Origin of the sequence: Salinicola endophyticus (assembly GCF_040536835.1) — a bacterium.
Lineage (GTDB): Bacteria > Pseudomonadota > Gammaproteobacteria > Pseudomonadales > Halomonadaceae > Salinicola > Salinicola endophyticus_A.
Map to the genome: position 1 here is coordinate 3,697,442 of NZ_CP159578.1, position 21,849 is coordinate 3,719,290.

Annotated in this window: 21 protein-coding genes; 15 read left to right on the plus strand and 6 right to left on the minus strand. The window is 66.6% G+C overall.

Going from position 1 to position 21,849, the window contains the following annotated elements:
• Positions 1 to 125 precede the first annotated feature (125 nt).
• From ABV408_RS16725 to ABV408_RS16750, 6 genes are all read left to right on the plus strand, one after another.
• The gene (locus tag ABV408_RS16725) at positions 126 to 896 is read left to right on the plus strand and encodes an ABC transporter ATP-binding protein (protein WP_035477094.1); all 771 of its coding nucleotides are present in this window, start codon (positions 126 to 128) and stop codon (positions 894 to 896) included.
• A gap of 10 nt (positions 897 to 906) precedes the next feature.
• Positions 907 to 1,623, plus strand: coding sequence for an ABC transporter permease (locus ABV408_RS16730; protein ID WP_207033449.1), 717 nt, complete (start codon positions 907 to 909; stop codon positions 1,621 to 1,623).
• Positions 1,611 to 2,342, plus strand: coding sequence for an ABC transporter permease (locus ABV408_RS16735; RefSeq protein ID WP_207033451.1), 732 nt, complete (start codon positions 1,611 to 1,613; stop codon positions 2,340 to 2,342). Before ABV408_RS16730 ends, ABV408_RS16735 begins: the two co-directional genes overlap by 13 nt.
• Before the next feature lie 71 nt (positions 2,343 to 2,413).
• A complete protein-coding gene (locus ABV408_RS16740) occupies positions 2,414 to 3,235 on the plus strand; it encodes a transporter substrate-binding domain-containing protein (protein ID WP_353980027.1) in 822 nt (273 codons plus the stop codon).
• A 76-nt stretch (positions 3,236 to 3,311) separates the two neighbouring features.
• Positions 3,312 to 4,430 carry a succinylglutamate desuccinylase/aspartoacylase family protein gene (locus ABV408_RS16745; protein WP_353980028.1) on the plus strand — a complete coding sequence of 373 codons (1,119 nt, stop codon included), beginning with the start codon at positions 3,312 to 3,314 and terminating at the stop codon, positions 4,428 to 4,430.
• A gap of 184 nt (positions 4,431 to 4,614) precedes the next feature.
• Positions 4,615 to 5,385, plus strand: a complete 771-nt coding sequence (locus ABV408_RS16750) for an ABC transporter substrate-binding protein (RefSeq protein ID WP_353980029.1) — start codon at positions 4,615 to 4,617, stop codon at positions 5,383 to 5,385.
• 129 nt (positions 5,386 to 5,514) lie between these two features.
• On the opposite strand, the gene ABV408_RS16755 is transcribed toward ABV408_RS16750, so the two are convergent.
• Positions 5,515 to 6,237 (minus strand): glutamine amidotransferase-related protein, encoded by a 723-nt coding sequence (locus tag ABV408_RS16755; RefSeq protein ID WP_353980030.1) that lies wholly within the window; start codon positions 6,235 to 6,237, stop codon positions 5,515 to 5,517.
• A 436-nt stretch (positions 6,238 to 6,673) separates the two neighbouring features.
• Between ABV408_RS16755 and ABV408_RS16760 the strand changes: the two genes are divergently transcribed.
• On the plus strand, positions 6,674 to 7,171 hold the full coding sequence (locus ABV408_RS16760; protein WP_353980031.1) for a hypothetical protein: 498 nt from the start codon (positions 6,674 to 6,676) through the stop codon (positions 7,169 to 7,171).
• Positions 7,172 to 7,192: 21 nt separating this feature from the next.
• Here ABV408_RS16760 and ABV408_RS16765 read toward each other — a convergent pair whose 3' ends face one another.
• Complete coding sequence (locus ABV408_RS16765) at positions 7,193 to 8,257, minus strand: AbrB family transcriptional regulator (RefSeq protein WP_353980032.1); 1,065 nt, start codon at positions 8,255 to 8,257, stop codon at positions 7,193 to 7,195.
• Positions 8,258 to 8,719: 462 nt separating this feature from the next.
• On the opposite strand from ABV408_RS16765, the gene ABV408_RS16770 reads away from it, so the two are divergent.
• Positions 8,720 to 9,946 carry a PQQ-dependent sugar dehydrogenase gene (locus tag ABV408_RS16770; protein ID WP_353980033.1) on the plus strand — a complete coding sequence of 409 codons (1,227 nt, stop codon included), beginning with the start codon at positions 8,720 to 8,722 and terminating at the stop codon, positions 9,944 to 9,946.
• Positions 9,947 to 9,962: 16 nt separating this feature from the next.
• On the opposite strand, the gene ABV408_RS16775 is transcribed toward ABV408_RS16770, so the two are convergent.
• From ABV408_RS16775 to ilvD, 4 genes are all read right to left on the minus strand, one after another.
• Positions 9,963 to 10,490 carry a metallophosphoesterase family protein gene (locus ABV408_RS16775; protein WP_353980034.1) on the minus strand — a complete coding sequence of 176 codons (528 nt, stop codon included), beginning with the start codon at positions 10,488 to 10,490 and terminating at the stop codon, positions 9,963 to 9,965.
• Positions 10,491 to 10,610: 120 nt separating this feature from the next.
• Positions 10,611 to 11,048 carry a hypothetical protein gene (locus tag ABV408_RS16780; protein WP_353980035.1) on the minus strand — a complete coding sequence of 146 codons (438 nt, stop codon included), beginning with the start codon at positions 11,046 to 11,048 and terminating at the stop codon, positions 10,611 to 10,613.
• A gap of 109 nt (positions 11,049 to 11,157) precedes the next feature.
• Positions 11,158 to 12,339 carry a hypothetical protein gene (locus ABV408_RS16785; RefSeq protein WP_353980036.1) on the minus strand — a complete coding sequence of 394 codons (1,182 nt, stop codon included), beginning with the start codon at positions 12,337 to 12,339 and terminating at the stop codon, positions 11,158 to 11,160.
• A gap of 203 nt (positions 12,340 to 12,542) precedes the next feature.
• The gene (gene ilvD / locus ABV408_RS16790) at positions 12,543 to 14,255 is read right to left on the minus strand and encodes a dihydroxy-acid dehydratase (protein WP_353980037.1); all 1,713 of its coding nucleotides are present in this window, start codon (positions 14,253 to 14,255) and stop codon (positions 12,543 to 12,545) included.
• A gap of 200 nt (positions 14,256 to 14,455) precedes the next feature.
• Here ilvD and ABV408_RS16795 point away from each other — a divergent pair, with 200 nt between their 5' ends.
• The 7 genes from ABV408_RS16795 to ABV408_RS16825 all read left to right on the plus strand — a co-directional run bounded on the left by ABV408_RS16795 (position 14,456) and on the right by ABV408_RS16825 (position 21,653).
• Positions 14,456 to 15,355: a LysR family transcriptional regulator gene (locus tag ABV408_RS16795; protein WP_353980038.1), complete on the plus strand. Its 900-nt coding sequence runs from the start codon at positions 14,456 to 14,458 to the stop codon at positions 15,353 to 15,355.
• A gap of 229 nt (positions 15,356 to 15,584) precedes the next feature.
• Positions 15,585 to 16,379: a putative hydro-lyase gene (locus tag ABV408_RS16800; RefSeq protein ID WP_353980039.1), complete on the plus strand. Its 795-nt coding sequence runs from the start codon at positions 15,585 to 15,587 to the stop codon at positions 16,377 to 16,379.
• A gap of 76 nt (positions 16,380 to 16,455) precedes the next feature.
• Entirely contained in the window at positions 16,456 to 17,502 is a 1,047-nt protein-coding gene (locus tag ABV408_RS16805) for a TRAP transporter substrate-binding protein (RefSeq protein WP_353980040.1), read from the plus strand.
• 72 nt (positions 17,503 to 17,574) lie between these two features.
• A complete protein-coding gene (locus tag ABV408_RS16810; protein ID WP_353980041.1) occupies positions 17,575 to 18,213 on the plus strand; it encodes a TRAP transporter small permease in 639 nt (212 codons plus the stop codon).
• Positions 18,213 to 19,493: a TRAP transporter large permease gene (locus ABV408_RS16815; protein WP_353980042.1), complete on the plus strand. Its 1,281-nt coding sequence runs from the start codon at positions 18,213 to 18,215 to the stop codon at positions 19,491 to 19,493. The genes ABV408_RS16810 and ABV408_RS16815 overlap by 1 nt, the downstream gene beginning before the upstream one ends.
• Positions 19,494 to 19,596: 103 nt before the next feature.
• The gene (locus ABV408_RS16820; RefSeq protein ID WP_353980043.1) at positions 19,597 to 20,280 is read left to right on the plus strand and encodes a DUF2848 domain-containing protein; all 684 of its coding nucleotides are present in this window, start codon (positions 19,597 to 19,599) and stop codon (positions 20,278 to 20,280) included.
• A complete protein-coding gene (locus ABV408_RS16825; RefSeq protein ID WP_353980044.1) occupies positions 20,277 to 21,653 on the plus strand; it encodes an amidase in 1,377 nt (458 codons plus the stop codon). The genes ABV408_RS16820 and ABV408_RS16825 overlap by 4 nt, the downstream gene beginning before the upstream one ends.
• The last annotated feature ends 196 nt before the right edge of the window (positions 21,654 to 21,849 follow it).

A 21,849-nucleotide genomic window follows, 5' to 3' on the forward strand; every position in this document is an offset into this window, starting at 1 on the left:
CGCCCATTCCGGGATTTCGTTTCTCAGCCCGGCAGGGAGCAGCGCCGCTCACCCCGACTTTCGCGAGCCGGATACCCGAGCGCGCCGACGGTTCCTGCCAGCCAACTCATTCGGTGGACGACCACATGGCCACGACCCCCATCCCGCTCGAGGCGCGCGACATCAAGAAGCGTTTCGGCTCCCACGAGGTGCTCAAGGGCCTCTCTCTCGAGGCTCACAAGGGCGATGTCATCACCCTGATCGGTGCCTCCGGCTCGGGCAAGAGCACCTTCCTGCGCTGCATGAACCTGCTCGAACAGCCCGACGAAGGCGAGCTGATCGTGCACAACGAGCCGATCCACTTCCGTGCCACCAAGCACGGCCGCGAGCCCGCCGACTGGAAACAGGTCGAGCGCCTGCGCGCCAAGCTCTCGATGGTGTTCCAGAACTTCAACCTGTGGTCGCACATGACGCTGCTCGAGAATGTCATCGAAGCCCCGGTGCATGTGCTCAAGAAGCCACGCAAGCAGGCCATCGACGAAGCCCGGGCGCTGCTCGACCGGGTCGGCCTGCTGGAGCGCGCCGACTACTATCCGACCCAGATGTCGGGCGGCCAGCAGCAGCGCGGCGCGATCGCCCGGGCGCTGGCGATGGACCCGGAAGTGATGCTGTTCGACGAGCCCACCTCGGCGCTCGACCCCGAGCTGGTGGGCGACGTGCTCAAGGTCATGCGCGGGCTCGCCGACGAGGGCCGCACCATGATTCTGGTGACCCACGAGATCGCCTTCGCCCGCGATGTCTCGAGCCAGGTGATCTACCTGCACCAGGGCGTGATCGAAGAGTCAGGCACGCCGGCCGAGGTCCTCGACAACCCGCGCTCCGAGCGCCTGCGCCAGTTCCTGGCGCCCAAGCACTGAGGCGGCCATCATGATCGACCTGCAAGGCTACGGCCCGCGGCTGCTGGAAGGCGCCATGGTCACGCTCGAACTGGCGCTGTTGTCGCTGGTGCTGGCGGTGATCCTGGGCCTGCTCACGGCCAGCGCCAAGCTCTCGCGCAATCGCGCCATCCACGCCATCGGCACCCTCTACACCACGCTGATCCGCGGCGTGCCGGATCTGGTGCTGATGATGCTGCTGTTCTACGGCGGCCAGATCGGCATCAACATGCTCACCGATCAGCTCTACGACGCTTTCGATGTCGATATCTTCATCAACGTCGATGCCTTCGTCGCCGGTGTCATCACCATCGGCCTGATCTTCGGGGCCTACATGGGCGAGACCTTCCGGGGTGCCTTCCAGTCGGTCGAGGAAGGCCAGATGGAGGCCGCCCGCGCCTACGGCATGAGCCCGTGGCTGGCGTTTCGCCGCGTGCGCTTCCCGCTGATGATGCGCCATGCGCTGCCGGGAATCGGCAACAACTGGATGGTGCTGCTGAAGACCACCGCGCTGGTCTCGATCATCGGCCTGACCGACATGGTGCGGGTCGCCGCCGAGGCGACCAAGGCGACCCATGAGCCGTTCTTGTTCATGCTGCCGGTGGCGGGGATCTACCTGCTCATCGCTTCGCTCTCGGAGTGGGGCTTCGCCAAGCTCAGCAAGCGCTACAGCACCGGTTTCGGGGAGGCCAGCGAATGGACCAACTGAACGCCTGGTTCACCCAACTGCTCGCGGGCAACGCGATCTTCACCGCCAATACCCTGGGCTTCTACTGGAACGGTCTGGTCACCACGGTGCAGCTGGTGTTCCTGTGTCTGCTGCTGGGCATCGTGCTGGCGGTACCGCTGGCGATCGGCCGCGGCTCCAAGCGGTGGTGGATCAAATGGCCGATCTACGCCTACACCTACGTCTTCCGCGGCACCCCGCTGCTGATCCAGCTCTACCTGGTCTACTACGGCGTGGTGTTCTTCAATGGCATCCAGGACACCATCTTCTGGGAGGTGTTCAAGGATGCCTTCTACCCGGCGCTGATCGCGTTCACGCTGAACACCGCGGCCTACACCACCGAGATCTTTCGTGGCGCGATCAAGAACACCGCCAAGGGCGAGATCGAGGCGGCACGTGCCTACGGCATGTCCAAGGGCCTGATGATGCGTCGTATCATCCTGCCCAGCGCCTTCCGCCGTGCGCTGCCCGCCTACGGCAACGAGGTGATCTTCATGCTCCACGCCAGCGCCGTGGCCAGCGTGGTGACGATCATGGACCTGACCGGGGCGGCCTACTACGTCTACGCACGCTTCTATGCCCCCTTCCCGGCCTTCATCTTCGTCGCCCTGATCTATCTGTGCCTGACCTTCAGTATCATGTTCGTCTTCCGCCGGCTGGAAAAACGCCTGCTGGCCCACCTGCGACCGCGCGGCGCCTGAGCGCGGTGGCAGCCAGGATGGCCCTCGAGACCACAATAACGACACCTGCGATCACAGCGAGAACCGACACCATGACAAACTGGATCACCAAGACCCTGATCACCGCCACCCTGCTCGCCGCGCCGCTGGCAGCCGCGCCGGTGCTGGCCGACGACACCCAGACCGTGCGTCTCGGCATCGACGTGCCCTACGAGCCGTTCGTGATGCGTAGCGCCGACGGCCAGCTCGAAGGCTTCGAGATCGATCTCGGCAACGAACTGTGCAAGCGCGCCAAGCTCGACTGCACCTGGGTCGAACAACCCTGGGACGGCATCATTCCCGGCCTGCTGGCACGCAAGTACGACGCCATCCTGTCGTCGATGGCGATCACCCCGGAGCGCGAGCGCCAAGTACTGTTCTCGCTGCCCTACTACAACACGCCCAGCGTGTGGATCACCGCGCGTGACCGCGATATCGACATCGCCGACAAAGCCTCGCTCAAGGGCCTCTCGGTGGGCGTGCAGCGCGGCACCATCCGCGATGTCTACGTCACTCAGGAGTATGGCGACGTGCTCGACATCCAGCGCTACGGCTCGTCCCAGGACGTGGTCAATGACCTCAAGGCCGGGCGTCTCGACCTGACCTTCGAAGACTTCCCGATCGCCGTCGATGCCATCGATTTCCGTGGCGACAACAGCCCCTACAAGCAGGTGGGTCCGAGCATCAAGACGCCCACCTCGATCTTCGGCAAGGGCGCCGCGATGGCCTTCCGCAAGCGAGACAAGGCGCTAGCGGCGAAGTTCGACCAGGCGATCTGCGCGGTCTACGCCGACGGCACCTTCGACAAGCTGATGCACCAGTACTTCGACTACGACCTGTCCGTGCGCCCCAGCCAGCAGGATTGCGCCCAGTAAGCGCCCCCCGATGCACCGGCGCGCCGCCCTCCCTGGCGGTGCGCCGCTCGCTGCCACTTCGCGCCGAGGACTCCCCGTGGAACACCGCAGACACCCCCTGATCGGCCCGGTTCCGGGCACCGAGCGCGCGCTCGACAGCTTTCACTTCGGCCCCGCCGACGCCGAGCGCCACGTCTACGTGCAGGGTTCGCTGCATGCCGACGAGCTGCCGGGCATGATGGTCGCCTGGACGCTCAAGCAGCGCCTGGCCGAACTCGAACGCGACGGCCGCCTCGCCTGCCGGGTGAGCGTCGTGCCGGTGGCCAACCCGATCGGACTCGACCAGCAGCTGATGGATACCGCGCTGGGTCGCTACGACTTCGAGACGCTCAAGAACTTCAACCGCCACTACGTCGATGTGGTCGACCAGGTGTCCGACGGCCTCGAGGCCGAGCTCAGCGACGATATCGCCGCCAACCGGCGCCTGATCCGGGCGCGCTTCAGCGCCGCCCTGGCGGCACGGGAGGCGACGACCAGCCTCGAGTCGCTGCGCCTGACGCTGCAACGCCTGGCCTGCGAGGCCGACTTCGTGCTCGATCTGCACTGCGACTTCAATGCGGTCGAGCACCTCTACACCACGCCGGCGGCGTGGCCGGTGTTCGAACCCTTCGCGCGCTACTTCGGCGCCAAGGCGAGCATGCTCGCCACCGACTCCGGCGGGCAGTCGTTCGACGAGTGCTTCACCCTGGTGTGGGAAGCGCTGCGCCAGCGCTTCGGCGAGCGCTTCCCGATCGATTACGGCACCCAGTCGGTCACTGTAGAGCTGCGCGGGCAGCAGGACGTCTCCCACGAGCTGGCGGCCCACGACAGCCAGGCGATCATCGACTGGCTGACCCACCTTGGTCTGGTCGTGGGCGAGGCGCCGCCGCTACCGGGGCTGGCCTACCCGGCCACCGAACTGGCGGCGATGGATTTCCTGCACGCGCCGATCGGCGGCCTGGTGGTGTTCCATCTGGCACCCGGCGTCGAGGTGGAGGCGGGGCAGCTGATCGCCGAGATCATCGATCCGATCAGCGATCGTATCGAAGCGATCCGCGCGCCCCAGCGCGGCATGTTCTATGCTCGAACCCAGCGCCGTATGGCCACTGCCGGGATGATCGTGGCCGATATCGCCGGCCACCAGAGCCATCGCAGCGGCTATCTGCTGGCGCCGTGAGGCCGCTGACGCTGGTCGGATCGCCGGGGGCTGATATTCAAGCGTCGGCGCATTGGTTATGCTGCCAGCGTCAGGCCCGTATCACCGACGCGGCATCGCTCACGAGGCCGCCGACGTCGGGACGCCCTCGCTGACCAGGCGACAACTGAACAACAACACCCGTACCACAAGAGAGACGCGATTCATGAAAAAACTGCTGACCACCACGCTGCTCGGCGCCGCGCTGATCGCCGGCGCGGCCCACGCCCAGGACAAGGAGCATCTGCGCATCGGCGTCGATGTGCCCTATGAGCCGATGGAGTACCGCACCGCCGACGGCGAGCTGACCGGCTTCGACATCGATCTCGGCAACGCCATGTGCAAGCAGATCAAGGCCGACTGCGAGTGGGTGGTGCAAGCATGGGATGGCATCATTCCGGGCCTGCTGGCACGTAAGTACGACGCCATCATGTCGTCGATGACGATCAACGACGAGCGCCGTGCCACCGTGCTCTTCTCCGCCCCGTACATCAAGCCGCCCTCCGCCTGGTTCGTACCGGCCGGCAGCAGCATCGAGACGATCTATCCCCAGTCGCTCAAGGGCAAGACCATCGGCGTCCAGCGCGGCACCCTGCAGGACAACTACGTCACCGACATGTACGGCGACGTGGCCAAGATCAGCCGTTACACCACCGCTGACGACCTGGTACTGGATATGGATGCGGGTCGCGTCGATATCGCCTTCCTCGACTTCCCGGTGGGCAAGTCGACCCTGCTCGACAGCAAGGAAGGCAACTACAAGACAATCGGCGGCATGATCACCGAGCCGGAGAAGTACTTCGGCGAGGGCTTCGGTATCGCCTTCCGCCCGCGCGACAAAAAACTCGCCGAGCGCTTCAACGAGGCCCTGGCCACGCTGAAGCAGGACGGCACCTACGACAAGATCTACGACAAGTACTTCAAGACCGGCGAGTGATCGCTGTCACCGCTACGGCATCGGCCCCCGGCCGATGCCGTAGTGGCAAGAAAAAAGCCCCGATCCTGGATCGGGGCTTTGTCTTTGTATCGCGCTTCAGGCGCTACCGGAACACGCTGCCGGCGGCGCTCACTGGGCCGCCCCGGCCTGACGCCAGAACGCGAGCATCCAGTGCGCCATGGTCTCGCTGTCGACCTCGTCGGCCAGCGATGCCTGCCCTTCACGTACCCTATCCGCCGGCATGCGGTCGCCGCGCAGATTCATCAGATCCGCCGAGTACGCCTTGGTGAATTCCGGGTGGCCCTGAATGCCGAGGAAGCACTCGCCGATCTGGATCAGATAGAACGGGCAGAAGTCGCTCGCTGCCAGCACCCGGGTCTCGGCCGGCAGTCGGGCAACCTGATCCTGGTGGCTGACCAGCAGATTGAGCGCCTCCCGCGGCGGGGTCATCCACGGTGCCTGGCCGGTGATGCGGTTGTACGACACCCCCACGCCCCAGCCACGCGGGCTACGCTCGACCTCGCCGCCGAGCGCCTTGGCGATCAACTGATGGCCGAAGCAGACACCGATCAGCGGCCGGCGCTGCGCCCACAGCAGACGCACGAATTCGCACAGCCGTTCGATCCAGGCGTCACCATCGTTGACGCCGTACTTGGACCCCGTGATCAACCAGGCATCGATCTCGGCGATATCCGCCTGGGTGGGAATCTCGCCATCGAGACAGCGCCAGGTGTGCCACTCGAGCCCGGGTTCCTGCGAGCCGAGCAGGCGGGCGAACTGCTCGGGATAGTTGCGATGCGTCTCGCGTAGCGGCTCGGCGACATCGTCGCATTGCAGGATGCCAATGCGCATGGAGCTCTCCTCTTCTCGTGCTCTGACCTTGGTGATCTGAACTCAGTATTCTGCTGAACCTGACGGTGACCTCGATCTTCCGGCGACGTCGCGCTTACGTCTGCTGACAGCGTCGGTCAGCGGCCCCAGTCACGCACCGCAGCCCAGGCCACCCAGCCATCCGACGCGCAGCAGACAGGGGCTGAGGGCAGACGTCTGGCGAGCCGTCATTGTCCCACAACGGCGGCGACAATCCCTCTCAACCGCTACGTTGAGCTTCAATTGTTTACCGTTCTCGTGTGGAGCCCACCAGTGGCGATCTTTATCCTCAGACGTGAGCATGCGAGTCCCCTGTGAGACGGCCAGCGGCCACTGCTGCAACGTCGCCAGGGGCTCGATCGAAGAACGACGACTTGCCCAGTGAGAGGCGAGCGTGACTCAGTCAGCAGGGTGACGTATGGCGCCATGGTTCGATCATCTGCAGGAAGCGGCCGCACTGTGTGTGGGTCTCTATGCCCTGCTGCTGCTCTGCCGCGGTAATGCCTTTCCGCCGGCCGCGGTGCCCGCCGCGCTCATGCTGGCGGTGGCGATCAAGTCTCCGCTGCTCACGCCCACCCTCAGTCTGAGCCTGGGCCTGATGCTGCTGCTGGCAGTCAACGTGATGCTACGCCCGGGAGTGATGCCCGCCTGGCTGGCGAGTTCGCTGCCCTCCCCCGGTGCCGGCGCCGAGGCGGCGGTGCAGGTTACCGCGCATCCGGTGCGCGGCACGCTGCAGGTGTTCTATCACTCGCGCTGGTTCGAAGCGATCCTGATCGACCCCGCCAATCCGCCGCTGCGTGAAGGCGAGACGGTCTATCTGATTCGCCACGACAACCGCCAAGCGTGGGTCAGCCGGGTGCGCAGCCACACCCCGCCGGACACGTCGAGCCGTCGTTGGCACTGGCGTACCGAGTAAATACGCGCTCAGAATCCCGTCTCAGGTCGGCCGCGCAAAACGCGCCACCAGGCGCGCCATCCCCGGCCCCACCAGCACCACCGTGAACAGACGCAGCGTCTGCAGTGCCACCACCAGACCGACATCGGCGTGGGTATCGATGGCGATGATGGTCATCGAGTCGAGCCCACCCGGGCTGGTCGCCAGATAGGCACTGATGAAGGTGGTATGCATCAGCAGCGTCACCAGCCACGCCGAGAGCGCACACAGCGCGATCAGTACCAGCGAGGCCAGCACCATCTTGCTCAGCGCGCGGGCAATGGTATGCAGCGTGGCACGGTCGAAACGCAGCCCCACATAGGCACCGATCACACCGTAGGCCAGTTCCAGCAGCGGCTGCGGCAGGGTCAGGGTCACCACCCCGCCGAGATGCAGCAGCGTGCCCAGCGCCACCGGCCCCAGCAGCGCCCCGGCCGGCAGGCGGCGATGACACAGCCACACGCCGGCCACGACCACCGCCAGGGTCGCCAGCAGGTCGAGCCAGGCGCGGGCCGAGGCCGGCAGTGGCGCAGCGTGACCGGCGCTGGTGTCGGTCACCCCCAGGTAGTGGCTGACCAGCGCGCCGAGCAGCACCACGCAGACCACCCGCACATACTGCATCGCGGCCACGATCCGCGGGTCGGCATCGCTCTCCTCGGCCATCGCGACCATGGCCGCGGCGGCCCCGGGGGTGGTGCCCCAGGCCGCGGTCGTACCCGGCAGGCCGCCATGCCGCACCAGCGCGATGCCCACCACCAGACTCAGCAACAGGGTGATCGCCGTGGCCAGCAGCATCACCGGCCAGGCGTCCAGAATCTGGCGCAACACCGCCAGTGTCAGGGTCTGGGCGATCAGCACGCCAACCACCCCCTGGCTCAGCTTGAAGGCGCTGCGCGGCAGCGCGAGACCGCCCACCGTGACTCCATAGACAATGGCGACCGCCATCGGGCCGATGAATCCGCCGGCCGGCATATGCACCAGTGCCAGCAGCCAGCTGGATACGCCACAGGCCAGCACCAGCAGGAGCCAGCGCCAGGTATTGTGAAGAGAGGGAGAGGGTCTAGGCACGTGGAGGGAGGCCGAATTCCGTAAAAGACTAGGAAAAGCTGAACAGCGGGCTACTCGACCGAATCGCGACGTTGCGCGGTGCTCGAAGATTCGCCTAACCCCGAGTTATGTCTCATCTTCTGCACGCCGTGCGCCTTGCGCTTCATGTCGCTCGCCAAGCTATTCAGCCCTTCCAGAATTCTATCAGGCATCACTAATAGCGTCAGTGTTTGTCGACAATCTTTCGAGACGGCGCGGAGCGCCGTTTGTTCAGCACGAGCTCGACGCCGGCCCGCGCCCCAGGGTCCATACTCTCGAGGCGTCGTCTTGCACCGATCCTTGCCGGCACCCGCCAGCCGGCCACCGCGTTCGTTTCAGGAGAGCCCCATGCCGCCATCCGTGACCCTTCACTTGTCCCCGAACATGGCCCCAAACATGGCCCCAAACATGGCCAGTAGGCTGGCCCCATGCTGGGCCCCGCACTTGGTAAGAACCACAGCGCCTCGCCTGGCCTCACGCATCGCTGGCGTCGCCCTGCTCGCGCTGGGCGGCGACGCCCTGGCCCAGGCGCCGGTGCCCACCGGCCCACCCAACGCCCCGGAGCAGCGCCCCGCCTTCGCTGCGCAGACCCGCGCCCCGGCACTGCCGGCGAGCGCGCCGCTGCGCATCGAGCGTGTGGCCGAGAGGCTGGAGTACCCCTGGGGCCTGGCCTTTGTCGACAACGACACCGCCCTGATCACCGAGCGACCGGGTCGACTGCGCCGGGTCGATCTGCGTAGCGGCAGCGTCTCCGCGCCGATCGGCGGGCTACCCGAGATCGACGCCCGCGGCCAGGGTGGCTTGCTCGATATCACCCTCGACCCGGAGTTCGCGCGCAATCGCCGGCTCTATCTGAGCTACGCTGAACCGCGCGAGGGTGGCAAGAACGGCACCGCCGTCGCCCGTGCCACCCTCGCCGCCGGGAGCCAGCAGCTCGACGATCTGACGGTGATCTTCCGCCAGACGCCGGCCTGGGCGTCGACCAAGCACTTCGGCTCGCGGCTGGTCTGGGACACCCAGGGCCACCTCTACGTCACCCTCGGTGAACGCTCGCTGCCCGCACCGCGCCAGCTGGCGCAGGACCCGCACACGCATCTGGGCAAGGTGGTGCGTATTCACCCCGACGGCAGCATTCCCGAGGACAACCCGTTCGCCGCGGGTCAGGCGGGGGCACCGGCGGTATGGTCCTACGGCCATCGCAACATTCAGGGCGCGGCGCTGCACCCCGACAGCGGCAAGCTGTGGACCATCGAACATGGCCCCCGCGGCGGTGACGAACTCAACGTGCCGCTGGCCGGGCGCAACTACGGCTGGCCGGTGATCACCTACGGTGAGGATTACAGCGGCGCGCCGATCGGCGAAGGCGTAACCACCAGGGAGGGAATGGAGCAACCGATCTACTACTGGGACCCGGTGATCGCCCCGGGCGACATGACCTTCTATCAGGGCTCACGCTTCCCCGACTGGCACGGCAACCTGATCATCGCCTCGCTCTCCCCCGGCGGCCTGGTGCGGCTGACGCTGGATGGCGAACGGGTGAGCGGCGAAGCGCGCCTGGCAACGGGGCTGGGACGGGTGCGCGATGTGGATGCCGGGCCGGACGGCGCGCTGTGGGCGTTGACCGATGCCCGCGACGGCGCCCTGGTGCGGCTGCTGCCCGGTACGCCGTGACTTTGCCGAGCGCGTCTTACAGCGGTAGATGGATGATCGCCGAACGCAGCCCGGCGGGGGTGACCCACAGCTTGCCCAGGGTCAGCGGCAGGCGAAAGCGCCGCCGCCCCGCTGCGCCCGGATTGAACAGCAGCTGGCGCCGGCCGTCGACATCGCGCCAGGTCTGGCGCGGCTTGTGCGAGTGGGCGTGGAGGATCGCCGCACAGGCCAGCCGCTCGTCGCAGTCGGCGATATCGTGCACCAGCTGCAACGACTGGCCGTTGACGATCAGCTCGAGGTGGGTGGGTAGCGCCGCGCAGGGGCCCTCGCGGTCGATGTTGCCGCGCACCGCATAGAGCGGGCCGCGAGCGGCTAGCTGCGTCAGAATCTCGGGGTCGCCGACGTCGCCGAGGTGAATCAACTGCGGGCAGTCGGCGAGCAGCGCCAGCGCCTCATCGCGCAGCAGGCCGTGGGTGTCGGCGATCACCCCGAGCGGCGCCGCGCTGTCGATACGCAGCGTGCGCCTCTCGTGCAGCCGTTCATCACCGCTGTGGGTGTCGTTCATGGCGCGCTCCTAGCCACTCTCGAACGTCGCCATGTCTTCACACGACGCTCACGGCATCAGCCCCCAATGGATAAAGCAAAACGGCCCCGAAGGGCCGTCGCGCAATGACATGGCAGCGTCTCAGGCACCGCCCGGGTTGGACTTGACCGTGGATGAGGTCTCGACGCTGTCGAACGTCACCTTGCCACCGGCGTCGACCTGGCAGGTGAGGTTGTACTTGGTATTGCCTGGCCCCAGCAGATCGACCAGCAGCTCGAAGGTATCGCCACTGTCGAGCTCGTCGGCGGTATAGTCCCAGGCGTTGGTGTCGTAGATCGCCTTGCCCTCGATCTCGCGGTTCTCGCCGCTGTCGAGCGCCAGTGCCAGGCACTGCTTGGCGATCTCGGGCGCCCCCTCTTCCAGCACCCGGGTCTCCTTGGGGTGGTGTGGCTGGCTGGCTCCCGGCTCTTGGGCCATCGCCCCGGCGCTCGCCAGACACAGCGACACCCCGACGCCAATGGCCATGGTGCTCACCACGTTCATCGCACTTCTTACTTTCACCGCACGGCTTACGCTCATCGCCCCTCTCCCGGTCATGCCACCTCTCCTTGTCATCACATCAGGCTCGGTCGAGCCATGGACGCTTGCAGTATAGAAGAGCCCGGGACGCCGCGCGCTGGCCGCAGCTTCAGCCCCACAGCCGCCGGGTGGCGATCGCCGCCCCTTCGCTCAGTGCCGCGAGCTTGGCCCAGGCCACGTCCTGGGCGACGAACTCGTAGCTGGCGAAGGTGCCGAAGCCGCAGTCGGTGCCTGCCACCACGCGTTCGCGATCGCCTACCGCAGCGACCGAGGCGCAGATACGGTTGGCCACCACTTCGGGGTGTTCGAGATAGTTGGTGGTGACGTCGATCACCCCCGGCATCAGCAGCATATGATCGGGTAGCGGGTGGGTCTTGAACGAGACCGTCTCATGCTCGTGCCGCGGGTTGCCCAGCGGGATACTGAGCGCCCCCACCTTGGCCCGGTAGAGGATCGGCAGCAGCTCGGCCACCGGCACGTCGTCCTGGTGCGGACCCTGCCAATTGCCCCAGCAGACGTGCAGGCGCACCTTGTCCGCCGGGATGTTCTCCAGCGCCAGATTGATCGCCTCGACGTGCAGCTCGACGCGCTCGAGGAAAGTCCCCAGGTCGGCATCGCCGAACAGGATCACGCGCTCCATGGCCAGATCTGGGGCGTCCAGCTGCAGCACATGGCCGGCGGCCACGATCGCCTCGTACTCCTGCTTCAGTTCACGGGCAACGGCGAGCACATAGTCGCGGTCGGTGGGGTAGTCAGGGTTGTCCTGGGCGCGGAGCATGGTGGTGGTGACCACGCCGGGGGAAGCCGCGGTCATGAAGGTCTCCCGCGGTGCCGGGCGCCCCGCCAGCGCGGCCTCGAACGAGGCCAATTCCGCCTTGACCCCGGCCAGGGTCGGATCGTAGCGCACCGCCTGCTGCGCCAGCGGCGTGTTCCACACCTTGGCCAGATCCTCGGAGACGCCGATCTGGCGCGCCATGTGTTCGGCATAGCCGGGGAATTTCTGGATATCCAGCGTGGGCTTGCGCCGCCCCTCGCCGCCGAAGCCGCTCATGCGCTCGCTGACATAGGTCGAGAACCCCACCCGCGGCGCCTCGCCGTTGTTGATGCTGTCGAGCCCGGCATCGAGCTGGGCGCCGATCACGCCATCCAGACAGCGCGCGACCTCGGCCTCGAACGCCGCGCTGTCCACCGGCTTGCCCTGCTCACGCAGGACCAGCATGCGCGACAGCGCCGGGGTGCGCGGCAGACTGCCGGTGTGGGTGGTGATAATGCGGTCGCGGCTGGTCTGCATGGGGTCCCCTCAACGCTGTCATGGTGATGAATCAGTCGCCAAGGATACCCAAGCCGCGCCGCGGAAACTGGCGTACACACGTGAAAATTCCGCGCCTCCAGCATGAGCCCGGCTAATGCTGGAGGCGCGAACCGCTGGAGCGCGCGGCCGGTCGCCCCGCTCATCCAGCCTTTCAGTCGCCCTGCGCCTCAGTCGTCGAGAACTCAGTCATCGAGAACGTCGGGCAGATCGGTCACCGCACCACGTGAAGCCGAGCTGACGGTCTTGGCGTACTTGGCCAGGGCGCCGCGGGCATAGCGTGGCGTCGGCCGCCGCCACGCCTCGCGTCGGCGCTCGAGCTCGGCGTCGTCGACGTGCAGGGTCATGACGTCGTTCTCGGCGTCGATGGTGATCTCGTCGCCATCCTCGACCAGGCCGATCGGCCCACCGACGAACGCTTCCGGGGTGATATGGCCGACCACGAAGCCGTGGCTGCCGCCGGAGAAGCGCCCGTCGGTGATCAGCGCCACCTGATCGCCCAGGCCACGGCCCATGATCGCCGAGGTGGGAGTGAGCATCTCGCGCATGCCCGGCCCGCCCTTGGGCCCTTCGTAGCGGATGACGACGACATCGCCGGCGACCACCGTCAGGTCGTTGATGCGCGCCTGCGCCTCCTCTTCCGAGTCGAATACCCGCGCGCGGCCGGTGAAGCGGGTGCCCTCCTTGCCACTGATCTTGGCCACCGCACCTTCCGGGGCGAGGTTGCCGTAGAGAATGCGCAGGTGGCTGGACGCCTTCACCGGCGCATCCAGCGGCTTGATGATCTGCTGATCGAGCGGATAGGGCGCGACCTCGGCGAGGTTCTCCGCCAGCGTTCTGCCGGTGACGGTGACGCAGTCGCCGTGCAGCAGGCCGGCCTCGAGCAGGGTCTTCATCAGCGGCTGGATACCGCCGATCGCCACCAGCTCGCTCATCATGTAGTGGCCGCTGGGGCGCAGGTCGGCCAGCACCGGCACGCGCTTGCCGATCGCGGTGAAGTCATCCAGCGTCAGCTCGACCCCGATGGTGTTGGCGATCGCCAGCAGGTGCAGCACCGCGTTGGTGGAGCCGCCGAGGGCGATGACCACGATGATGGCGTTCTCGAACGCCTGGCGGGTCATGATGTCCGACGGCTTCAGACCCAGCGCCAGCAGATTGAGCACCGCCTCACCGGCGGCGTGGCTGTCGTCGCGCTTGGTCTGCGATACCGCCTCCTGGGCCGAGGAGTTGGGCAGACTCATGCCCAGCGCCTCGATCGCCGAGGCCATGGTGTTGGCGGTGTACATGCCGCCGCAGGAGCCCGGCCCGGGGATCGCCGTCTCCTCGATCTGCTTGACCTCGATCAGCGACTTGTTGCCCTGGGAGTAGGCGCCCATCGCCTCGAACACCGAGACGATATCGGTGTGCCCGGCGCCGGGCTGGATGGTGCCACCGTAGACGAAGATACCCGGGCGATCGAGGCGCGCCAGACCGATCATGCAGCCCGGCATGTTCTTGTCACAGCCGCCGATCGCGACCACGCCGTCGAAGCCCTCGCAGCCGGCCACCGCCTCGATGGAGTCGGCGATGATCTCGCGCGAGACCATCGAGTACTTCATGCCCTCGGTGCCGTTGGCGATGCCGTCACTGATGGTGATGGTGTTGAACACCACGCCCTTGCCGCCGGCGGCGTCGGCGCCGGCGCTGGCCGCGTCGGCGAGCACGTCGATATGGCTGTTGCACGGCGTGACCCGGCTCCAGGTCGAGGCGACCCCGATCTGCGGCTTCTTGAAGTCTTCGTCGTTGAAACCGACGGCGCGCAGCATGGCGCGGCTGGCGGCCTTGCCGGGGCCATCGACCACCTTGGCCGAATGGCGCCGCCGCGGGTCGTTCTCGTGGGTGGCATCGTGCTCGCTCATCGGGCGCTCCTCTCTGGTGATGCTGAGTCTTGTGGTCCTGGCGTGTGATTGGCGTGCGGTCGCGGCATCGTGTTACACGGACGCGCCTGGCTGGCGTCCGTGACCGATGGAACCGGCGGAGATCGCTTGGCGGCCCCCTGTCCGTGCCATACTGGCGCGGCGCTCTCGCTCCATCCTCTCTCACTTCGCGGCGGCTCGTCATGTTCGACTTCAAGGAAATCGAAGCCTTCGTCTGGATCGTGCGCCTCGGCTCGTTCCGATTGGCTGCCCAGCACCTGCATCTGACCCAGCCCTCGATCTCCGATCGGGTCGCGCGGCTGGAGGAGATCGTCGGTGGCGCGCTGCTCGACCGCGCCCAGCGTCCGATCCAGCCGACCCTGAAGGGGCGGCAGTTCTATCGCCACGCCGAGCTGCTGCTGGAGACGCGTCAGGAGGCGATGGCGATGCTCGAGGCCAGCAACCCGTTCCAGGGGGTGCTGCGTCTCGGCGTGGTGGAAACGATCGCCCACAGCTGGCTGCCGGCGTTCATTGCCGAGCTCGCCAATCGCTTTCCCGACATGACGCTGCAGCTCGAGGTGGATGGCACGCCGGGGCTCGCCAGCCGACTGCTCAATCGCCAGGTCGACATGGCCTTCACGCTGGGTCCGGTGGACGCCAAGGACATTCTCAGCCGGCCGCTGTGCCACTATGCCACGGGCCTGATCGCCACGCCGCAGCTGGGCTTCTCGCCCCAGACCTTCACCCTGGAAGCGCTGGCGCGAACCGGAACACCGTTGATCACCTTCGCCAGTGACAGCCGCCCCTATCGCGCGCTGCAGTCGCTGCTCCACCAGGAGCGCCTCGAGCGGATCAAGCTGCACTGCTCCGGCTCGGTCTGGACCATCGTACGCCTGGCGCTGGATGGCATCGGCGTCGGTGCCATCCCGCCGCGCATCGTCGAGCAGGAGATCGCCCGCGGTGAGCTCATCACGCTGCCCTGTGATCTGCCTCGGCTCGACTTCGCGGCCTCCTGGCCGCAGCACATCGACAAGGCGCTGGCCGATGGCGTCATCGATCTGGCGATCGAGCTCGGTCAACGAGACCAGCGCGAGCATGCCTGACGCTGCCATGGCGTCGCCGATGGGTCGCGTGGCGGAAGGCGTTGGCGATGTGCCTGACATTGAAGGGTTTTGTCGAGAGGGCCGAGATTGAAAGGTTTTGCCGATGAAAGGGAATCATAAAAATCGATTGGATTGATACGCCGTGAACCCATAGCGTTGGATTGCATAAAGGTGGCGTTCGGCCCTGGCGGTCGTAGCGGCCACGACAATGACAATCAGGATCGACGACATGACCTCTCTCGACGCCACCGTCTCTCCGGCCGAGGCACGTAACGCCATCCGTCGCGGCGACTGGCCCACCACCACCACCGGTATCGCCAACGGCTACGCCCAGGCCAATCTGGTCATTCTGCCCGAGCGCTACGCCGCCGATTTCCTGCGCTTCTGCCTGGCCAATCGCGCCGCCTGTCCGGTACTCGACGTCAGCCAACCGGGTAGCATTCACCCGCAGGTATTGGGTGAAGCGATCGACCTGCGCACCGACGTGCCACGCTACCGCGTCTATGAAGAGGGCGAACTGGTCGACGAACCGGCCGATCTCGTCTCCCGCTGGCGCGACGACCTGGTCACCTTCTCGCTCGGCTGCTCGTTCTCGTTCGAGGAGTCGTTGATCGCCGAGGGCGTACCGGTTCGCCACATGGCCGCTCGCACCATCGTGCCGATGTACCGCACCAGCCTTCCGCTGATCCCCGCCGGCCCGTTCCACGGCAGCTACGTCGTGTCGATGCGCGCCATGTCGCCGGCCGATGCCATCCGCGCCATCCAGATCACCACCGACATGCCCAGCGTTCACGGCGCGCCCCTGCACCTGGCGCGACCGGAGCTGATCGGCATCGACGATATCCAAAAGCCGGACTTCGGCGATGCCCCGGTGATGGAAGCCGGCGACATCCCGGTGTTCTGGGCCTGCGGGGTGACGCCGCAGATCGCACTGATGAATGCGAAGCTGCCCTTCGCCATGGCCCACGCCCCGGGCCACATGCTGATCACCGACATTCCCAACCATCGCTTGAAGTACCGCTGACGACATCGCGCGACAAGCGCGTCCGTCAGGCGATGACCCACCCTCGTACAACAAACTCAATACGCGAGAGAGTCCCATGAAAAAGATGCTGCTCGGCCTCACCATGACCGCTATGGCCGCCGGTCTCGCCCAACCGGCAAGTGCGGAAACCAGCCTCAATGTCGTCGGTACCTGGAGCGCGGTCTCGCTCCACAAGAACTTCGAGAAACCGTTCTGGACCGAGACGCTGCCCGAGGCGAGCGACGGCCAGATTCAGGTCCAGATGACGACCTTCGATCAGATGGGTATCTCCGGTGGCGATGTCTTCACCTATCTGAAGAACGGCCTGTTCAATGTCGGCATGACCTTCTCCGACTACGTCGGCGGCGAGGCGCCGGCACTCGAAGGGCTCGACCTGCCGATGATGACCACCGACCCCGCGAAGGCCCGCGAGGTCAGCGAGGCGTTCATGCCGATCGCCGAACGGGCGATGCAGTCTCACTACCAGGCGCACGTGCTGGCGATCGCGCCCAACACGCCGCAGGTGGTGTTCTGCAACACGCCGATCAAGAGCCTCGGCGACCTGCAGGGCAAGAAGGTCCGCGCCAGCGGTCGCACCACGGCTGAGTTCCTCTCCGCGCTCGGCGCCCAGAGCACGGTCATGGCGTTCAACGAGGTGCCAGGGGCGCTGGAGCGCGGAGTGATCGACTGCGCCGTCACCGGCTCGCTCTCCGGCTACAACTCCGGCTGGCAGGATGTGGCGGACTATCTGCTGCCCCTGCCGGTGGGCGGCTGGGACACCGTCATTACCGCCATCAGCGATGCCACCTGGCAGTCGCTGGATGACGCCACCCGCCAGCTGATCGAGCGTGAGATCGCCACCGGCTTCATCGATCCGGTGTGGAACAATCTGCCCAAGGACGAGCAGCAGGGCATCGCCTGTCTGACCGGCAATGGCGAGTGCGAACACGGCAAGCCGGGCGACATGACCCTGGTCGCGGTGACCGATGCCGACCGTGAGCGCGCCCATCAGGCGCTGGTCAGTGCAGTCCTGCCGAGCTGGGCCGCGCGGATCGATGACGAAACGATCTCGCTGTGGAACGCGAACGTCGCGCCGCTCGTCGCGCTCCCCATCGTCAAGTAAACGGGTCGCAGGGCCGGGCACGCCGGTGCCCTGCCCCAGACACCCGTTCTCAGCCGCCGGCAGGTATTCAATATGCTCGCTCTCGTCTCTCTGGTCGACGCCCTCGTGGGCGCCGTCCGCCTCGTCTCGCGCTGGGCCGCACGGCTCATCGGCCTGCTGCTGCTGGCCGTCGTGGTGATGGTCATCCTGGAAGTGGTCGGCCGCAAACTGTTGGGTCGCTCCTTCGAAGGCGTCCAGGAGACTGCCGGTTATGTCCTCGCCGTTCTCTCGGCCTGGGGGCTCTCGCACACGCTGGTCGAACGTGCCCATATCCGTATCGATGTCGGCTACTCGAAGCTGCCCAGCGCCGCCCGTACGGTGCTTGATCTGCTCTCGATACTCGCCGTCAATCTGGTCGGCTGGATGATCGTCATCCACGCCTGGCCGGTATTCTCGGGGTCACTCTCCAACCACACCACCGCCAATACGCCGCTGTCGACACCGCTATGGATACCGCAGCTGGTCTGGGTCTTGGGCTACACCTGGTTTGCCGTGTCGGCGGCGGTGCTGGCGATTCGCGCCCTGCTGGCCGCGGTCGGCGGCGATCGTGACACGATCGGCACGCTGATCGGCATGGGCCACGATGCCGACCAGCTCGAGGCCGAGTCACTCGAAACCGCCCCACCCGCGACCCGCGCGCGCGACAATACCGCGACAGGAGGGAAATCCTGATGCTCGCCTATCTCTCCATCGGGATTCTGGCACTGCTGCTGACCGGTATTCCGGTCGCCATCGTGCTGTTCCTGCTCGCCTTCGGCGTCGATCAGTTCTTCTCGTTCTTCCCGCTGATGCGGGCACTCGGCCAGAATCTGTGGTCGGCGGCGGACTCCTTTCTGCTCATCGCGATTCCGCTGTTCGTGCTGATGGGCGAAATCATCGTGCGTGCGGGGATCGCCGAGCGCGCCTATCGCGCCATGGATCACTGGCTCTCCTGGCTGCCCGGCGGCCTGCTGCATGCCAACGTCATGACCTCGATGCTGTTCTCCGCCACCTCGGGGTCCTCCGTGGCCACCGCGGCGACGATCTCCACCGTGGCGCTACCACAGGGCGACAAGCTCGGCTATCACCCGCGGCTCTTCTGCGGCAGCATCGCCGCCGGCGGCACGCTGGGCATCCTGATTCCGCCGTCGATCAACCTGATCGTCTATGGCTTCCTCACCGAGACCTCGATCCCCAAGCTGTTCGTGGCCGGGCTGCTGCCGGGGCTCCTGCTGACCGGCCTGTTCATGCTGCCGGCGATCCTGTTCTGCACCTTCAAGCCCTCGCTAGGGGGGCCACGCAGTCACTCGAGCTGGTCGGAGCGGTTGCGTCACCTGAAGTTCCTGCTGCCGCTGCTGGTCCTGTTCATCGCCATCGTCGGCTCGATCTACACCGGCTGGGCGACACCCACCGAAGCCGCCGCCATCGGCGTGGTGGTGGCGCTGATACTCGCCGCATTCAACCGACGCCTGGACTGGCGCATGCTGACCGCCGCACTCGACAACACCGTGCGCACTACCTCGATGATTCTGTTCATCATGCTGGCGGCGTCGTTTCTCAACTTCGCGCTCGCCTCGGCCGGCCTCTCCCAACAGCTGACGCAGCTGCTGACGCAACTGGACCTGTCGCCGATGGCGCTGCTGCTCTGCGTGCTGGCACTGCTGGTGGTGCTCGGTTTCTTCATCGAGACGCTCTCGATGATGGTGATCACGCTGCCGATCATCGCCCCCCTGCTGTTCGCCGCGGGCTTCGACAAGGTGTGGTTCGGCGTGGTGATGATCCTGTTCGTCGAGATGGCGCTGATCACCCCGCCGGTCGGTCTCAACCTCTACATCGTGCAGGCAGCCCGGCGCGGCAAGCCGTTCTCCGATGTGATCATCGGCACGCTGCCGTTCATCGCCGCCATGGTGGTGATGGCCGTGCTGCTGATCCTGTTCCCCGGCATCGCCCTGTGGCTGCCGAACTCGCTCTGATCCGCCGCGTCGTCGAGGCGCCGCGTTATCGCTACGTCGTGCCATCGATGACCCGCGGCAGCCGATGCCGATCTTCGCGCCAAAGACAACTCAGGAACCGCTCATGCTGACTTTCGATACCCCTGAAGGCACGCTCAACGTCACGCCACGGCGGCTGGCGATCGCCGGCTGGGCAGGCCGCGATCAAGCGGGCGTGCGACATCATATCGACGAGCTGGCCGCCATCGGCGTCAAACCGCCCTCCAGCGTGCCGCTTTTCTACCGCGCCAGTGCACAACTGCTGACCCAGGCGGAGCACGTCGAGATGCTCGGCGGTGACGGCTCCGGCGAGGCCGAGGTCTGTCTGGTCAGCGACAGTGATGGCCGGCTGTGGGTGACGCTCGCCTCCGACCACACCGACCGTAAACTCGAGGCGGTCGGTGTCGCCGAGTCCAAGCAGCTCTGCGCCAAGCCGGTCGCCCGACAGGCCTGGCCGCTGACAGCCGTTCGCGCACATTGGGATGCGCTGGCGCTGGCCAGCGAGATCGAAGAGAACGGTCAGGTCGTCACCTATCAGCAGGGCACGCTGGCCGAGCTGCTGGATATCGAGACGCTGCTGGCCAAGCTGCCCGCCGCACTCAAGCAGGGCGAGTCGCTGGCCCCCGACACGCTGCTGCTGTGCGGCACGGTACCGACCATCGGCGGTATCCGGCCCAGCCCACGCTTCTCGATGACGCTCACCGACCCCGTGCTGAATCGTCGCCTGAGCCACCGCTACGCCGTCATCGAGCTCGAGGTCGCGCAATGAGCTCAATCAAGCCCCCACAAGGTGGCGCACGCGCATTCTGGGAGCGCCCTGCCGGCCAACGCCGGCTACGCGACTGGCAGGCCGCCATCGACGGCGGTGACTTCACCCCCACCCAGGCGCTGGAGGCACTGATCGAGCGAGCCCGGGCACGCGCCGAGGTCACCGCCACAGCCTATATCGAGTTCGATACCGACACGCTGCATGATCGGCTGGCGCAGGTCGACCCCACTCAACCCCTGGCGGGCTTGCCGGTCAGCATCAAGGATCTGTTCGACGTCCGTGGCGAGGTGACCCGAGCCGCCTCTCGCGTGCTGGGAGGCAATCCGCCCGCCAGCCACGATGCGCCGGCGGTCCAGCGTCTGCGCCGTGCCGGGGCGCTGCTGACCGGGCGTACCAACATGAGCGAGTTCGCATTCTCGGGGCTCGGTCTCAATCGACACTACGGCACGCCGCCCAATCCGTTCGATGGCGAACGCATCACCGGCGGTTCGACCTCAGGTGGCGCGGCCTCGGTTGCCTTCGGTCTCGCCGCCGCCACGCTGGGCAGCGATACCGGCGGTTCGCTCAGAATTCCTGCGGCGTTCTGCGGCCTGACCGGCTTCAAGCCGAGCCAGGCCAGCGTACCCGGTGAAGGAGCCTATCCGCTGGCACCGAGCCTCGACTGCGTGGGCCCGATCGCGCCCAGCGTGGCGTGCTGTGCCAGCCTCTGGTCGATCCTCGCCGAGCGGCCACTGCCGGCGCTGGACACGACGCCGCGACCGCTGCGGCTGGCGGTGGCCGCAGGCGACCTGCTGAGCGAACTGGACGACGCCGTGGGTGACGGTTTCGAGGCCGCGATCGCGGTACTCAAGGCCCAGGGATGCCACATCGAGCGACTGCCGTTCACGGCGATCGACGCGGCGCTGGCCATCAACCAGCAGGGCGGCCTGGTGGTACCGGAAGCGGCCGCGCTGCACCGCGAGCAGCTCGCCCGCGCCGAAGCCGACTACGACCCCTTGATCGCCGAACGCCTGCAGGGCGGCCGGGACATCAGCGCCGCGGACTACCTGCAGCGCCTGTGGCCAAGAGCGGGCTGGCAGCAGCGCTTTGAACAGGAGATGGCCGGCTTCGATGCGGTGCTGCTGCCCACCGTCGCCACGCTGCCCCCGAGACGGGCCGCGCTCGAGGACGATGCCGCCGCCTTCCAGCGCGCCAACCGGCTGGCGCTGCGCAATACCAGCGTCTTCAACTATCTCGACGCGGCCTCGATCTCGCTGCCCTACATCGCCACCGGCGCCGAGCTGCCCATCGGGCTGATGCTATCGCGCCCCCAGGGCGACGATACCATGCTGTTGCAGCATGCCTGCGTGGTGGAGAGGATGCTGAGGAGATAGCGCGAAGGTGGCTCGGCAAGCGTGACCTGCTCTCGCGGTCAGAATCCTCCCTATATTTCCCTCATGGACCCGTTGCACTTCCCGGCGCCTCTTGTAAAGGTGCCGGCAGAGCCAATGCCCTCGAGCGGCGGCATGACGGGCGCTGCCCCAGACGCACACGGCGGGGCTCGATGAGCCCCGCCGTACGGATCGGATA

Bases quoted from the DNA above. Each gene is read 5' to 3' on its own strand.
- ABV408_RS16725 (WP_035477094.1), top strand. From the start codon at position 126: ATGGCCACGACCCCCATCCCGCTCGAGGCGCGCGACATCAAGAAGCGT.
- ABV408_RS16730 (WP_207033449.1), top strand. From the start codon at position 907: ATGATCGACCTGCAAGGCTACGGCCCGCGGCTGCTGGAAGGCGCCATG.
- ABV408_RS16735 (WP_207033451.1), top strand. From the start codon at position 1,611: ATGGACCAACTGAACGCCTGGTTCACCCAACTGCTCGCGGGCAACGCG.
- ABV408_RS16740 (WP_353980027.1), top strand. From the start codon at position 2,414: ATGACAAACTGGATCACCAAGACCCTGATCACCGCCACCCTGCTCGCC.
- ABV408_RS16750 (WP_353980029.1), top strand. From the start codon at position 4,615: ATGAAAAAACTGCTGACCACCACGCTGCTCGGCGCCGCGCTGATCGCC.
- ABV408_RS16755 (WP_353980030.1), bottom strand. From the start codon at position 6,237: ATGCGCATTGGCATCCTGCAATGCGACGATGTCGCCGAGCCGCTACGC.
- ABV408_RS16760 (WP_353980031.1), top strand. From the start codon at position 6,674: ATGGCGCCATGGTTCGATCATCTGCAGGAAGCGGCCGCACTGTGTGTG.
- ABV408_RS16775 (WP_353980034.1), bottom strand. From the start codon at position 10,490: ATGAACGACACCCACAGCGGTGATGAACGGCTGCACGAGAGGCGCACG.
- ABV408_RS16780 (WP_353980035.1), bottom strand. From the start codon at position 11,048: ATGAGCGTAAGCCGTGCGGTGAAAGTAAGAAGTGCGATGAACGTGGTG.
- ABV408_RS16785 (WP_353980036.1), bottom strand. From the start codon at position 12,339: ATGCAGACCAGCCGCGACCGCATTATCACCACCCACACCGGCAGTCTG.
- ilvD (WP_353980037.1), bottom strand. From the start codon at position 14,255: ATGAGCGAGCACGATGCCACCCACGAGAACGACCCGCGGCGGCGCCAT.
- ABV408_RS16795 (WP_353980038.1), top strand. From the start codon at position 14,456: ATGTTCGACTTCAAGGAAATCGAAGCCTTCGTCTGGATCGTGCGCCTC.
- ABV408_RS16800 (WP_353980039.1), top strand. From the start codon at position 15,585: ATGACCTCTCTCGACGCCACCGTCTCTCCGGCCGAGGCACGTAACGCC.
- ABV408_RS16805 (WP_353980040.1), top strand. From the start codon at position 16,456: ATGAAAAAGATGCTGCTCGGCCTCACCATGACCGCTATGGCCGCCGGT.
- ABV408_RS16810 (WP_353980041.1), top strand. From the start codon at position 17,575: ATGCTCGCTCTCGTCTCTCTGGTCGACGCCCTCGTGGGCGCCGTCCGC.
- ABV408_RS16815 (WP_353980042.1), top strand. From the start codon at position 18,213: ATGCTCGCCTATCTCTCCATCGGGATTCTGGCACTGCTGCTGACCGGT.
- ABV408_RS16820 (WP_353980043.1), top strand. From the start codon at position 19,597: ATGCTGACTTTCGATACCCCTGAAGGCACGCTCAACGTCACGCCACGG.
- ABV408_RS16825 (WP_353980044.1), top strand. From the start codon at position 20,277: ATGAGCTCAATCAAGCCCCCACAAGGTGGCGCACGCGCATTCTGGGAG.